Annotated in this window: 14 protein-coding genes; 7 read left to right on the top strand and 7 right to left on the bottom strand. The window is 47.3% G+C overall.

Annotation, left to right across the window (positions count from 1 at the left end):
- Genes Q1B47_RS04115 through Q1B47_RS04105 form a run of 3 tightly spaced genes read left to right on the top strand, consistent with a single transcriptional unit; the run spans window position 1 to window position 2,446 of the window.
- Window positions 1-837, top strand: a complete 837-nt coding sequence (locus Q1B47_RS04115) for a protein-glutamate O-methyltransferase CheR (protein WP_299789057.1) — start codon at window positions 1-3, stop codon at window positions 835-837.
- A 5-nt stretch (window positions 838-842) separates the two neighbouring features.
- Window positions 843-1,424 carry a chemotaxis protein CheB gene (locus Q1B47_RS04110; RefSeq protein WP_299789054.1) on the top strand — a complete coding sequence of 194 codons (582 nt, stop codon included), beginning with the start codon at window positions 843-845 and terminating at the stop codon, window positions 1,422-1,424.
- On the top strand, window positions 1,424-2,446 hold the full coding sequence (locus Q1B47_RS04105; protein WP_299789051.1) for a diguanylate cyclase: 1,023 nt from the start codon (window positions 1,424-1,426) through the stop codon (window positions 2,444-2,446). Before Q1B47_RS04110 ends, Q1B47_RS04105 begins: the two co-directional genes overlap by 1 nt.
- A gap of 175 nt (window positions 2,447-2,621) precedes the next feature.
- Here the strand turns inward: Q1B47_RS04105 and Q1B47_RS04100 are convergent, their stop codons facing one another.
- Window positions 2,622-3,515 (bottom strand): LysR substrate-binding domain-containing protein, encoded by an 894-nt coding sequence (locus tag Q1B47_RS04100; protein WP_299789048.1) that lies wholly within the window; start codon window positions 3,513-3,515, stop codon window positions 2,622-2,624.
- Window positions 3,516-3,671: 156 nt separating this feature from the next.
- Between Q1B47_RS04100 and Q1B47_RS04095 the strand changes: the two genes are divergently transcribed.
- A complete protein-coding gene (locus Q1B47_RS04095) occupies window positions 3,672-4,115 on the top strand; it encodes a DoxX family protein (protein WP_299789045.1) in 444 nt (147 codons plus the stop codon).
- A gap of 180 nt (window positions 4,116-4,295) precedes the next feature.
- Window positions 4,296-5,033: a pirin family protein gene (locus Q1B47_RS04090; protein WP_299789042.1), complete on the top strand. Its 738-nt coding sequence runs from the start codon at window positions 4,296-4,298 to the stop codon at window positions 5,031-5,033.
- A gap of 246 nt (window positions 5,034-5,279) precedes the next feature.
- Here Q1B47_RS04090 and Q1B47_RS04085 read toward each other — a convergent pair whose 3' ends face one another.
- From Q1B47_RS04085 to Q1B47_RS04075, 3 genes are all read right to left on the bottom strand, one after another.
- Window positions 5,280-6,041 carry a hypothetical protein gene (locus Q1B47_RS04085; protein WP_299789039.1) on the bottom strand — a complete coding sequence of 254 codons (762 nt, stop codon included), beginning with the start codon at window positions 6,039-6,041 and terminating at the stop codon, window positions 5,280-5,282.
- 91 nt (window positions 6,042-6,132) lie between these two features.
- The gene (locus Q1B47_RS04080) at window positions 6,133-6,885 is read right to left on the bottom strand and encodes a DUF2321 domain-containing protein (RefSeq protein ID WP_299789036.1); all 753 of its coding nucleotides are present in this window, start codon (window positions 6,883-6,885) and stop codon (window positions 6,133-6,135) included.
- Between the two features lie 666 nt (window positions 6,886-7,551).
- On the bottom strand, window positions 7,552-8,658 hold the full coding sequence (locus tag Q1B47_RS04075) for a phosphoribosylaminoimidazolesuccinocarboxamide synthase (RefSeq protein ID WP_299789033.1): 1,107 nt from the start codon (window positions 8,656-8,658) through the stop codon (window positions 7,552-7,554).
- Between the two features lie 117 nt (window positions 8,659-8,775).
- On the opposite strand from Q1B47_RS04075, the gene Q1B47_RS04070 reads away from it, so the two are divergent.
- Together Q1B47_RS04070 and Q1B47_RS04065 are read left to right on the top strand one after the other, a co-directional pair.
- Window positions 8,776-8,934, top strand: a complete 159-nt coding sequence (locus tag Q1B47_RS04070; protein WP_299789030.1) for a hypothetical protein — start codon at window positions 8,776-8,778, stop codon at window positions 8,932-8,934.
- A 111-nt stretch (window positions 8,935-9,045) separates the two neighbouring features.
- A complete protein-coding gene (locus Q1B47_RS04065; protein ID WP_299789027.1) occupies window positions 9,046-9,798 on the top strand; it encodes a transporter substrate-binding domain-containing protein in 753 nt (250 codons plus the stop codon).
- Window positions 9,799-9,842: 44 nt separating this feature from the next.
- Here Q1B47_RS04065 and Q1B47_RS04060 read toward each other — a convergent pair whose 3' ends face one another.
- From Q1B47_RS04060 to hisF, 3 genes are all read right to left on the bottom strand, one after another.
- Window positions 9,843-10,643 (bottom strand): transporter substrate-binding domain-containing protein, encoded by an 801-nt coding sequence (locus tag Q1B47_RS04060; RefSeq protein WP_299789024.1) that lies wholly within the window; start codon window positions 10,641-10,643, stop codon window positions 9,843-9,845.
- 234 nt (window positions 10,644-10,877) lie between these two features.
- On the bottom strand, window positions 10,878-11,507 hold the full coding sequence (gene hisIE, locus Q1B47_RS04055; RefSeq protein WP_299789021.1) for a bifunctional phosphoribosyl-AMP cyclohydrolase/phosphoribosyl-ATP diphosphatase HisIE: 630 nt from the start codon (window positions 11,505-11,507) through the stop codon (window positions 10,878-10,880).
- Window positions 11,508-11,574: 67 nt separating this feature from the next.
- Entirely contained in the window at window positions 11,575-12,348 is a 774-nt protein-coding gene (hisF, locus tag Q1B47_RS04050; protein WP_299789018.1) for an imidazole glycerol phosphate synthase subunit HisF, read from the bottom strand.
- Window positions 12,349-12,358: the final 10 nt, after the last annotated feature.

The following is a 12,358-nucleotide window of genomic DNA, read 5'->3' as shown; positions in this document are numbered from 1 at the left end:
ATGTTAGAAGAGAATAAAACAACGAACGAATATATTGAGATACAGCTCTTGCTGGAAGCGATATATCGTAAGTATGGTTATGATTTCAGAGAGTACTCTGTAGCACACACCCGTAGAAGGCTGGAGTATCGTCGTGCCCGGGAGGGGATGACAAACTATTCCGCCATGCAGCATAAGGTGCTGCATGAGCCCGCTTTTTTTGAGCAACTGCTGTTAGATCTGTCCATCAATGTCACAGAGATGTTTCGCGACCCCTGGTTTTATCAAAAGGTGAGGGAGATGGTTTTCCCTCACCTGCAGACCTATCCATTTGTAAAGGTGTGGCATGCCGGCTGCTCTGCAGGACAGGAAGTCTATTCGATGGCAATCATGCTCGAAGAGGAGTTGATGCAGGAGCGGACCCAGCTATATGCAACCGATTTCAATGAAGCCATCCTGGAAAAAGCCAAAGATGGGATCTACCCCATGGATGTCGTGCGTCAATATACAAATAACTATCAGGCGGCAAATGGTACGACATCATTTTCAGAATATTACACAGCGGATTACGACAGCGTCATCATGAAATCACGCTTGAAGGAGAAGATTTTATTCTCACCTCATAACCTGGCAACGGATGGGGTCTTTGGGGAGATGCACTTAATATTTTGCCGTAATGTGTTGATCTACTTTAACCGAGAGTTACAAAATAGAGTCTTTGAGCTGTTTTATGAGAGCCTGGTTCCCGGCGGTTTTCTCTGTTTGGGCTCTAAAGAAAGTTTGAGATTTTCTAATGTGGCCTCCAAATTTGAATTAATTTCAGAAAAAGAGAAGATCTACCGGAAAAAAAGAAGGTGATGCCGATGAACTGTAATGGTACTCATTATCGAGCCGTAGTGATTGGAGCCTCTGCCGGAGGCTTGGCTGCTGTTGAAAAGGTGCTTGGCAAGCTTAAGAAAACCTTTTGCTTGCCTATTCTCCTGGTACAGCATATCAGCCCGCACAGCCAAAGCTACCTGGCGACACACTTCGATGGTAAATCTGCTTTAACCGTTAAAGAAGCCGAAGACAAAGAGCCGATTAAGCGTGGGCATTTTTATATTGCTCCGCCCAATTATCATTTTCTGGTTGAATATGATGGTTGTGTCGCGTTATCGATCGACCCTCCGGTGAACTATTCGAGGCCGTCTATCGATGTGCTGTTTGAGAGTGCAGCAGATTATTTTGGTAAGGAGTTGATCGGAATTGTCCTTACCGGTGGCAACTCTGACGGCGCTCTCGGGCTGAAAAAGATAAAAGAGTATGGCGGCTTAACTTTGGTGCAGAGTATCGAGTCGTCAGATGCCCCGGCCATGCCTGCAGCAGCTATAGAGACGGCTTGTGTAGACCATATACTTCCTCTGGAAGAGATGGGTGAATTTTTGAATGAAATATGTGAATGCTGATGAAAAGTAATAATCTGAAAATATTGATCGTCGATGATAAGCTCGAAAACCTCATAACATTAGAACGGTTACTTGAGCAGTTCGACGTTGATCTGATACGTGCTTTTTCAGGTAAAGAAGCCCTGGCACACCTGCTGGATAATGACTTTGCGTTAGTGTTACTGGACGTGAAAATGCCGGATATGGATGGCTATGAAGTCGCTGAGTTGATGCGGGGAAATAACAGAACCAAGCATATTCCAATTATTTTTGTTACCGCCGAATCCAGAGGGGAAGAGCTTATATTCAAGGGGTATGAGGCGGGAGCCGTCGATTATCTTCTTAAGCCCCTGAATGCCGCAATTTTCAGAAGTAAGGTGAGTGTATTTATTGAACTGTACAGTCAAAAAAATGCGCTTAGGCTTAAAACCCTGGAGTTTGACCAAAAGCTTGCCGAGCTGGAGGAGCTTCAACAGCAACTCGAAGAGACGAATGAACAGCTACTCATGCTGTCTACCACCGATGGATTAACGAGTTTGTATAATCGTCGTAAGTTTGATGCCATCTACATGGAGGAGTGGCAACGCGCGTCTCGATCTAAACAACCTATCTCAATAGTCATGTTGGATATTGATCACTTTAAACTCTATAACGATACCTATGGGCACCACAAGGGCGACGATTGTCTGCGTACTATTGCCAATGCGCTGAAAAAAATGGACATTCGCCACCTGGATAAAGTTGCCAGAATCGGCGGTGAAGAGTTTGCGCTTATTTTACCGGAAACCGAAGCCGAAGGAGCAATGCTGGTAGCCGAGCGTATTCGCACTGCTATTGAGAGCTTAAATATTCCCCATGAGACACCCTTTAGCAAAGTAACTGCAAGCTTTGGTGTCAGTTCGGTAGTGCCAAAGCGTGAGTTAGCTCCAAACATACTGATAAAGGCTGTCGATGAAGCCCTGTATGAATCAAAGAGAAGAGGGCGGAATGCATCGACCCTGAAGCCGCTGAAATGCCCGGAAGAGGAGCTAATGCTGATCTAGTGGTCCATTGTTGGCTTATCTATGAGTATTTACGGCGCACTGTGTCAAGGTTCAAGCTGAAGATGGTCATTAACGGCATGTTGTTCAATACCACGAAGATCAGCCTCACTCCTGTGTAAAGCGGCTTATGGCACTGTTTACTCATTTGTAATATCTCTTGTTGTGCCATTGCTCGTTACAATCCCCAATCGACCTTTGGCAGGTGCTTGATAAACCATTCAAACGCCCGGCCTTGCTGATCTTTATGCCAGGCGATATACAAACTCTGATTTTGTCTGGGGATAGAGCAGGGCTTTTGAATTAACTCCCCCCGGTCAATGTAGGGCTTGGCCATATGCAGGGGCAGGAAACCGATGCCCAACCCCTGGACTTGAGCCTTGAGTTTTGCCTCCATGGTATTGACGCGGATCATCTGCTTACTCTTAAACACACCACTATCGCGAATGGGGAGTATCTGTGAGGTGTCGGCCACCACGACGGCGGGATAATGGCTTAACAGAGTGGCATCGAGCTCACCATCGACAAAGGCCAGCGGGTGATGCGGGGCAACGGCAAAGACAAAGGCGACTTCGCCAATCTTATGGGTTTGAAACAGGCCTCTGGGGAGTTCACCCGAGGCGCCGATAACGATGTCAGTCCGGCGGCTGTGCAGTGCATCCCATCCGCCGCCCACCGCTTCGACGTCTAAGCTGATATTGACACTATGTTCAAGTTGATTGAACTGGTTAACCAAGTCAAACAAGGGCATTGGTGAAACAACAGTGTCTCTGGAGAGACGAATTTCAGCCTCCCATCCCGACTCTAACTGCTGTACCGAGTCCATTAAGCGGTTGGTGGCCAGTAGAATTTCCCGGCCCTGTTCCAGGACCAGCTTACCCGCAGGGGTTAAATGGGCCCGCTGCTTACTTCTGTCAAACAGGGCTGTGCCGATATCATCCTCGAGTTTCTTTATCGTATAGGTCAGTGCCGAGGGCACCTTGTATAGCGAAGACGCCGCCGCTGCAAAGCTGCCTTTGCGATCTATAGCATCCAGCGCCCGCAGTGCATCGATAGTAATGGCATTATGCATCTCAACCCTCCTCTTATTTTAGTTCAAATAATTTGAACTTAGATGTCAGTTTATTCCGATTTTTTATCCGGTCAAGCCCAAATATACTGTTTATCAACCGGTGAGGAGACTTACTAACAGAGACAGACTATGTACAAAATTATTGAGGACAGAGATATGAAAACACTACTTAAGCAGATAACACATTCGACGGCGGGTTTTAGTTCACTGGCACTTCGTCTGCCGGTCGGGATAATCTTCATGGCCCACGGCGCCCAAAAGCTCTTTGGTTGGTTTGGCGGCTATGGACTTGAGGGCACCGGACAATGGATGGCTTCGATCGGCATCGAACCCGGCGTATTGATGGCCGCACTTGCTGGCGGCGCCGAGTTTTTTGGTGGCCTGTTCATCTTACTGGGCTTACTGACTCGTCCATCGGCGGTTGTCTTAGCCTTTACCATGATTGTCGCGATTGTCAGCGTACATCTCTCTAACGGCTTATTTATGTCGAACAACGGTTATGAGTTTGGTTTAGCACTGCTGGCTGCCAGCGTATCGTTAGCATTTTCAGGCTCAGGCAGAGTCGCGCTTGATAAGGCTTTGATGGCCAAACTGGGTTAATTATCTGTTTTACAGGTTATTTTAAGAGCAGGATTTAAGGCCAGGATTAACTACTTGGCCTAAGCAGTTGGGCACTAGGCTTGTGGACTTTGGCTTGAGCACTTGGGCTTGAGCCCCAGAGCTAGTCACAGCAAGCTATCTAACGAAACAACGAGTTAACGCGATAGGGGGAGCGATATTATGATTACATTACGCCCAGCGGATCAACGAGGCGAAGCCGACCTTGGCTGGTTAAACAGCCAACACACATTTTCATTCGCGAGCTATTATGATCCACAGCATATGGGGTTTTCAGCACTGAGGGTGATTAATGATGACTTAGTCACGCCCGGAGCCGGGTTCTCTACCCACGGTCATCGGGATATGGAGATCATCAGCTATGTGCAGTCGGGTTCGATAACCCATAAGGACAGCGAAGGCAACATCAAGGTATTGTCTGCCGGTGAGTTTCAGCTGATGTCAGCCGGAAGCGGCATCACCCACAGCGAGTACAATGCATCCGACTCTGAGCCGCTGAAGTTTTTACAGATCTGGATCCAACCTAACACCTTAGGCGGCACTCCCGGATATCAACAGAAACATTTTGGCCAGAACGAAGGGCTCACCACAATCGCATCGCCCGCTGGTGAGAGGAGGGATGAAAAGAGGGGCGAGAAGGGGAGTGGCAGCGAGAGCGGCGGTTTCGAGCTGAAGCAAGATGCGACACTGTCGCAGTTAATTCTGGCACCAAAATCTGAGCTGGTTTATCAAATCGAACCGGGTCGCAAGCTCTATATTCACCAGGTTGCGGGCCAACTCTCTGTTGAGGACAAGTCGTTAACTCCGGGTGACGGAGCCAAGATAACCGATATGCAGGCCATCACCTTGGTCAACGCATCGAACAGTCAAACAACGGCACTGATATTTGACCTGCCGTGATCTTCGAGGCTTGAGGTAGATTGTTAAATCAGCTGCGGCGCTTGATATAAAAAACCGCAACTTCCTTCAAGCAAGTTGCGATTTTTTATACTGTTCTAGGCAGTTAGTGGATAGATAGGCACCAGAGATTAGGCACTGGCCATGAGGTTAGATTAGGAAGGGTATCTTAGCCCCCTAATTCGCTCTGACCCCTTTATCTATGAGAGAGCGCACATGATTGGTTTGTTATATGAGGGTGTAATTAAGTTAAGCTGCAAAGAGAACAATAATCAGCCAAACCAAAAATAGTGCAACATTAAGTACAATTGGTATTAGCAAATCAAATACATCTTTGCTGCTTAAAAATGTTTTGAAATAGTTGCGCATAACCCCAAGGCGAAGATAATTTGCTAACATAGAGTCTTTAATCGATGCTGACTCCATTTCTTTATTACCTTCGTCATCTACAAACCTCTGTAACCCCCACTTTTGCTGGTTCTTTGTTTTTCTCAGTGCAATTTCATCAATTTGATAGTTTGGGTTTTCCGAGAATTTGATTTTGTCTAACGTAAAATCTTGATTAAAAACAAACTCAAATTCACACATCAATTCCCAATCTTGATCACCGTGCTGATAGTGTTCGATTTTAATTGAGGGTTGGGAATCTTCGTCATCTAAAACTGAAACTCTGTATGCTAGCTCGCCTGATAGGATCTCTTGACCGATAAAGTCTTCCCCCCTTTTATCTACCCTAAAAAAGCGCCCCATTGCCAAGAAGTAATGCATTCTCATTACAGGAAAATGGTGGAGAGAATAGCGGTAAAGAGAAAAGGCTACAAGCGCCCAGTAAAGGTAGGTAATCCGTTCAATATGTGGGAAATTTATGGAAGGCAGCCAAGGAATAGTTACCTCAGTACTGGTCAAATCAACTCCGATGGCGAACTGGAACAACCCAATGCAAAAAAGTGTAAGTAACCCTTTTGATGAGTTTGTAAATGTTGGCTCTGTTATTTTTTCGATGAGGTTCATTCAAATCCCAATTTATTCATATAAAGCCTAAATAACCGGCGCAGCTTTGCTGCGTCCGGCGCCATAGGAGCGTAGTTGATTTGTTACGCTCTTAATGCCCCTTTGGTACAATCATAACTTTTACTTGAAATTCGTCTTCTTTTTGATTTAAGTCGTTCTCCAAGCCTTTCGGGTTAGAAACCCAACCATCAGGATCATAAACAAAACATAATAGTTTATTACAGTCTGGGTGGGACTGATATCGGGCTATATCTACTATTAATTGCTCTCCAACATGCTTAGCTTTGAGAGTTTTTCTAGTTTTTTTAACTTCGATAACAATTCCCTCTTGCTTAAGGAGAAAATCAACACGAGAACAACCTCCTGCATAGCTAGGTGTCCATTCTTCCGGCCTTATGTCGTCAAAATAGATATGCAATAATGCATGAAGAAGATCTTGTGTATCATACTCATCTTCAATCTCAAGAGTTTGACGATCGTTATACCTATTTTTTAATTGACGAGAAATAAGATGAAATCGTGAACAGACTTGTTCAATTAGAGTAAAATGATTGACTTCATTTTGCTCCATTACATTATCTTGTAGTGTGGATTTTTTCTTAGTCCATGGGAATTGATTTCCACAGTTGGAGCAGTGTGTTGGAATTTCAGTTTCACTGCCCAAGCCAATGACACCATCAACATGATAGTCACCTTGTATTGGATGGTTGCATTCTTGGCATTGATGGATTGTTGCCTCGCCGCAAGTATCACAAAAATTCTTACGATGCTGAGGATATTGATTGTAAGTATCTGTAATCTGGTGGCCATTTAAACAGACTTGTTGTACATCATAAGAACCCATTCTCTCTCCTTACATGTAGGGAAGCAAAACGCCTAGCTAAAAGGCAAAAAATTAATAAATGGGGTCAGAGTAAACTGTTTAAGAGAGTTGATCTGCTTCTTCTTCCCTAAATGGCGTGCCCAATGATTGAGTTCGAGTTTGCCCACCCTGTCCTTAAGTGGTCATACATTAATCGATTTTATAGTTTGAATTCAATATGCTTTGTCACATTTTACTGAAAGTTTTTCCTTTAAAAGAATGGCTTGTACCTATTCATCGCGAATGCAACCTTATCGAAGAGAGTGCCTTCTTGTGAATAACTCAGTGCAGATGCGGTTGAGGGTATCGAAAACAGGGACGAAAATATTCCAGACATTTTTCGGCATTCGCTACGTCCCAGTAGGTCAGATGTTTTTGACAGAGGTAACAAAGCTAAAACTGAGAGAGTGCCTTCTTGTGAATAACTCAGTGTAGATGCGGCTGCGAGCTTCGATGACAGGGATGTCATCGCAGAGCGTATAAGGACATATTCACAGCGACTCGCAGAAGTATCTACACATAAGCGAGCCGCAGGCTATTAATAGCAATAACCTGAATATCTTTGACAAGAAAAAAGCCGCAGCTTCCTTCAAGGAAGCTGCGGCTTAATATTTTATCAGAACAGAGCCAAGGCCTGTTCTGGCAAGCTTAGTCGGCGATCAACTGATATTCGTTGCGCAGAATATCGATGATCTCCTGCTTTGGGCTCTCGCTGATCGTCAGCTTCTCACCGATGATCTTCTCGGCGATACCCACATAGGTGGCTGAGATATCCATCATCACAGATTGCGGTAGCTTGTTATCACGAGCCAGGGCGAAACGCTCATCCATACGCTCTTTGTTGAGCAGGATATCCGGATCAGGGAAGTTATTGAGTAGCCACTGTCTGAAGCCCTCTTTAGACTTCTCGATGATCTGACCGTCGCGGTGAGCCGCGCCATCCCAGATACGTGAGCTGTCAGGTGTGCCTACCTCATCCATATAGATGAGCTTCTCTTTACCGTCGGCGCCATTGACGTAACCAAATTCAAACTTGGTATCGATGAACAGCTGATCCTGCCCGGCCAGTGCGTCACTGATAACGGCGAAGCCCTCTTTGAGAAGCTTCTCGTACAGATCGATATCTGAGTGGCTGTGGAAGTTGAAGCCTTCCAGATGACGTTCAAGATCGGCGCGTGATACGTTGACATCGTCCGCTTCCGGTACGCCCTCGAGGCCTGTCAGCACACCTTTAGTCGACGGGGTGATAAGCAGCTCGGGCAGCTTCTGATCTTTCTCTAACCCTTCAGGCAGGGTGATGCCACAAAACTCACGTTCGCCCTTGGTGTAAGCGCGCCACATTGAGCCTGTGATGTACTGTCTTGCAATGGCTTCTACCATTACAGGTTGTGCCTTTTGTACTATCCAGACGAACGGATGTGGTACATCCAGAATATGGCTGTCGGCCAAGCCCTTCTCTTTGAAGAGCTTAAACCAGTGACTGGAGATGGCATTTAACGCCGCACCTTTACCGGGTACACCGTTGAGGCCATCTTCACCCTGCCAGATGCAATCGAATGCAGAGATCCGGTCGCTGATCACCATGATAGCCAGAGGCGTATCGGCTGGGACATCATAACCTTTCTCTTTGATGAGACGTGCGCTGTCTTGCTCAGTAAGCCAGTAAACGCTGCGAACTTTACCTGAATGAACGGCCTTATCTGTGCGGATAGGAAGATCATCATTAACTGCTAGAACTTTATTTGAGAGATTCATAGGGTACTATTTTTTTATTGGATGATTTCGGCGGGAATTGTAGCAGAACTTATATTCTCCAACACTATGTTAATCGGTGAATTGTCTGTTCTTATATGTGTCTAAACGGAGAATTGAATGACGGCTATTGCTGCCTGGCTCAAACAGAGCCGGTTCGTCGTAGCACAGATGCATTTCACCGACTATCTTTACTGTGTAGAAGGAGTTCCGGCGAGTGACAATGTGTTGATGATTGGCGGGATAGGGACAAGGATTAAACGTGTTCAGCGGATCTGATCAATTTTATGGGAGCTGAACGAGCACGCTGAGTATTGAGTCATGATGACATCTGTTAAGTACCTTTTTTTATTCATAATCTTATGTCTGGGAGCTTGCCCGGGCCTAAAGGTGTGGGCGGTCGCTGGTGAGGCTGAAAGTTCATCGTCGCTGCTTTTTGTGACCAGCCCCTATGAGCCCTATGTTATCGACGATGAGGGCAGGGCGAGTGGGATATTTCCCGATATTGTTCGCGCCGCTTTCAGAGGAACTCATATTCGCCCCGAATTTCAGTTTGTGCCCTGGCTCAGGGGAGAGCATGAGGTTCAGGCCGGAAAGGCGTTTGGTACCTTCCCCTATCTGAAGACAAAAGCCAGAGTCGAGACTTTCGGGTTTTCGGGGCCGATAATCTATTTCTTTCCGAAATTTTTCTATAACCGTTCGCGTTTCCCCGATGGATTCGAGTGGCAGACACTGGCAGATTTCAAGGGATATCAAATGGGTGGCGTGCGGGGGTATTGGTATGAACAAGATTTTAAAAATGCCGGTTTAACTACGAGTTACGTCACCTCTGACAGGCAAAATATCGAGATGCTGCGCATTAAACGTATCGATTTTACCCTCATCGATGAGCTGGTGGGCTGGAACCTGATCAGAAGAACGGCGCCGTCTTACATCGGCAGTTATGCGGTAGCCGCCAAGGCCGAAAGCAGCTCGGCATTCCATCTTATGATCTCACCCGACTATCCGGGAGGAGATAAGCTCACACAGCAACTGAATATGGGGCTCGGGCGAATACAGCAAAACGGAGAGTACCAGGAGATATTAGAGCGATATCACGTTCCCGCCGATTACTCGGTCGTCCCATCACTGAAGGAGCGTTAGCAGCACGACCATCACCGATAGCGCAATGCTGACCTCCTCGATATCTACTCTCCGATGTAGGCGCGTATGATCTCATCGATTCTATGACTCTGTTTCAGTTTTAATATCTTTTGGTCCACCTGTTCGATAAGTTGCTCGGGCACGGCATCGCTGAATGAGATGTGTATAGGATAGGGGGCGATAACCTTAGCGAAGTCGACTAAGGTAAAGTCATTGCGGTCAAGTTCAGTATTATTGATGGTGTAGAGGGCGCGGCATTTCATGGCGACAAAGCCGATGCCGCGGCCGGTCTCGACCGCCTTGAGGGCGCTTTCGTGACTATTGACCTCAACCTTGAATACCAGGCCAGCCTTGATATATCGGTCGAGTCCGGGATAGGTGAATCCCTTGAGCGTGATGATGGTCTTGCCGAACAGATCATTGACCCTATTTACGGTGAACGCCGAATCCTTTTTCGTGACCAGTACATGTGAGACATCGAACAGCTTATTTTTCGACAGCCGTTTGTTTTGTGCCTCCTCCCCATGAGCCGTCAACCAGGCCGGTGAGCCATAGCTGATCCATCTGGGTGTTTGCTTTGGAGCCATCATCAGGATGTAGCGCTTAAACGGGTAGGCGAGGGTGGTGAGCTTAACTTCACTCTCTTTCAGCGATGCGTAAATGATGTCACTGATGATCCCCTTATGTTCAGGATCGGCTTGACTCACATCATGATCAACTATCTGAAAGGGCTCGGCTTGATCGGATATGACCAGGTAGGTGAGCTCGTCGGCTCCGGCCTGATTGCCCGATAGTAAAGTTAACGTGAGGGTAAGCATCAAAGATAACAGCGTTTTTAACCACATGATAAGCCAATTCCTTTTACGGCCATTTAAAAACTTCGTTTGAATTTATTCTTTATAATTTCAGGTTTATGGGAATTCAGCGCAATGTACTGATTATATTACAGGGAGTGATCTCCTTCACGAATTTATTGAGTATGCAGATGTAATAAGAGCACCCGAGGCGCTCTTATTTAACTTGGCGTGACCAGATGTTGCAGCGCCTTGGGGCGCATAAGGCGCTCAGGTTCACCTGAATTAGCTTTGATTGGCCTGACTATGACGCTTGAGCAAGTTTGCGGTGATATCTGAGATATCCAGCTCCTGATCTTCCAGCAGTACCAAGAGGTGATAGATGAGATCGGAGGCTTCATCTATCAGCTCAGGCTTATCATGGGTCGCCGCAGCTAACGCGGTTTCAAGCCCCTCTTCACCGACCTTCTGCGCGATGCGCTTGGTGCCGCGCTCAAACAGATGAGCGGTATAACTCGACTCAGGGTCATCTCCTTTACGTGATGCGATTAACTGTGACAGGTTATCGATAAAGGTATGGGCGTTACCGTCCGGCCAGCAGCTCTCGGTCTGCAGGTGGCAGGTGGGGCCATTGGGAATCACCTGTACCAGGAGGCTGTCGTTGTCACAGTCCTTATCTATGGCGATAAGCTCCAGGGTATTGCCCGAGGTTTCCCCCTTGGTCCACAGCCGCTCTTTGCTGCGGCTGAAGAAGGTCACGCTTTTCGTCTCTATGGTTTTGGCCAGGGCGGCCCTGTCCATGTAGCCCAGCATAAGGACCTTCCCCGTGAGGTGGTTTTGTACCACGGCCGGGATCAGTCCTGCTTGTTTTTCCCAGTCGAGCTGGCTCGCGAGTTGTTCTGCACTCTCTGTCATTTCGATATTCCTATACTTTTCTCATGCCTGATAAGTTATTCAAGGGAGAGAAAAGAGCAAATATGGGTTAGCGCCTGACGGCGATATCATTTTCATAGAGGTAGTTTTTAAGCTCGCCTATATCTATGATGCCTTTATGAAAAACGCTGGCGGCCAGCGCCGCATCGACTCTTGCGATGGAAAACACATCTTTAAAGTGTGCCATGGTGCCGGCACCGCCAGAGGCGATAAGCGGCACATCACAGATCTCACGCACGATAGAGAGCTGCTTGAGATCGTAGCCCTGACGCACGCCATCCTGATTCATCACGTTGAGGACTATTTCGCCGCAGCCACGTTTTTGTACCTCCTGGACCCAGTCCTGGGTGAACCACTGAGTGTCTCTGGTCGCCGCTTCATCGCCGGTAAACTGCTTGACCATATAGCTGTTGCTGCCTGAGTCGTAGTAGGAGTCGATACCTATGACGATACACTGGCGGCCGAACTCGTCCTGCAGGCGTTCGATCAGGCTGGGATCGGTCAGGGCCGGTGAGTTAATCGATATCTTATCGGCGCCGAAGGCCAGTTTCTCCCGTGCCTGAGCGATGGTTTTTATCCCCCCGGCGACGCAGAAGGGGATATCGATGCGCTCCGCTACCCGGCTCACCCAGGATCTGTCGATCACCCTGTCATGGGCGCTGGCGGTAATATCGTAAAACACCAGTTCATCGGCACCCTCTTCGGCGTACCTTGCGGCCAGGGGGACGATATCGCCGACAATTTCATGATTGCGAAATTGCACGCCCTTGACCACTTTGCCCTCTTTTACGTCCAGGCAGGGAACGATGCGCTTAGCTAGCATTGAGCTTCTC

The sequence above is a fragment of the uncultured Shewanella sp. genome (assembly GCF_947501225.1).
Classification (GTDB): Bacteria; Pseudomonadota; Gammaproteobacteria; order Enterobacterales; family Shewanellaceae; genus Shewanella.
The sequence above is the reverse complement of the archived record's forward strand: the minus strand, read 5'-3'. Positions and strand labels throughout refer to the sequence as shown.

What these genes read in the sequence shown, in the direction of transcription:
- Q1B47_RS04080 (WP_299789036.1), bottom strand. Translation starts at nt 6,885, where the DNA reads ATGGGTTCTTATGATGTACAACAAGTCTGTTTAAATGGCCACCAGATT.
- Q1B47_RS04070 (WP_299789030.1), top strand. Translation starts at nt 8,776, where the DNA reads ATGACGGCTATTGCTGCCTGGCTCAAACAGAGCCGGTTCGTCGTAGCA.
- Q1B47_RS04115 (WP_299789057.1), top strand. Translation starts at nt 1, where the DNA reads ATGTTAGAAGAGAATAAAACAACGAACGAATATATTGAGATACAGCTC.
- Q1B47_RS04095 (WP_299789045.1), top strand. Translation starts at nt 3,672, where the DNA reads ATGAAAACACTACTTAAGCAGATAACACATTCGACGGCGGGTTTTAGT.
- Q1B47_RS04060 (WP_299789024.1), bottom strand. Translation starts at nt 10,643, where the DNA reads ATGTGGTTAAAAACGCTGTTATCTTTGATGCTTACCCTCACGTTAACT.
- hisIE (WP_299789021.1), bottom strand. Translation starts at nt 11,507, where the DNA reads ATGACAGAGAGTGCAGAACAACTCGCGAGCCAGCTCGACTGGGAAAAA.
- Q1B47_RS04085 (WP_299789039.1), bottom strand. Translation starts at nt 6,041, where the DNA reads ATGAACCTCATCGAAAAAATAACAGAGCCAACATTTACAAACTCATCA.
- Q1B47_RS04090 (WP_299789042.1), top strand. Translation starts at nt 4,296, where the DNA reads ATGATTACATTACGCCCAGCGGATCAACGAGGCGAAGCCGACCTTGGC.
- hisF (WP_299789018.1), bottom strand. Translation starts at nt 12,348, where the DNA reads ATGCTAGCTAAGCGCATCGTTCCCTGCCTGGACGTAAAAGAGGGCAAA.
- Q1B47_RS04110 (WP_299789054.1), top strand. Translation starts at nt 843, where the DNA reads ATGAACTGTAATGGTACTCATTATCGAGCCGTAGTGATTGGAGCCTCT.
- Q1B47_RS04075 (WP_299789033.1), bottom strand. Translation starts at nt 8,658, where the DNA reads ATGAATCTCTCAAATAAAGTTCTAGCAGTTAATGATGATCTTCCTATC.
- Q1B47_RS04100 (WP_299789048.1), bottom strand. Translation starts at nt 3,515, where the DNA reads ATGCATAATGCCATTACTATCGATGCACTGCGGGCGCTGGATGCTATA.
- Q1B47_RS04105 (WP_299789051.1), top strand. Translation starts at nt 1,424, where the DNA reads ATGAAAAGTAATAATCTGAAAATATTGATCGTCGATGATAAGCTCGAA.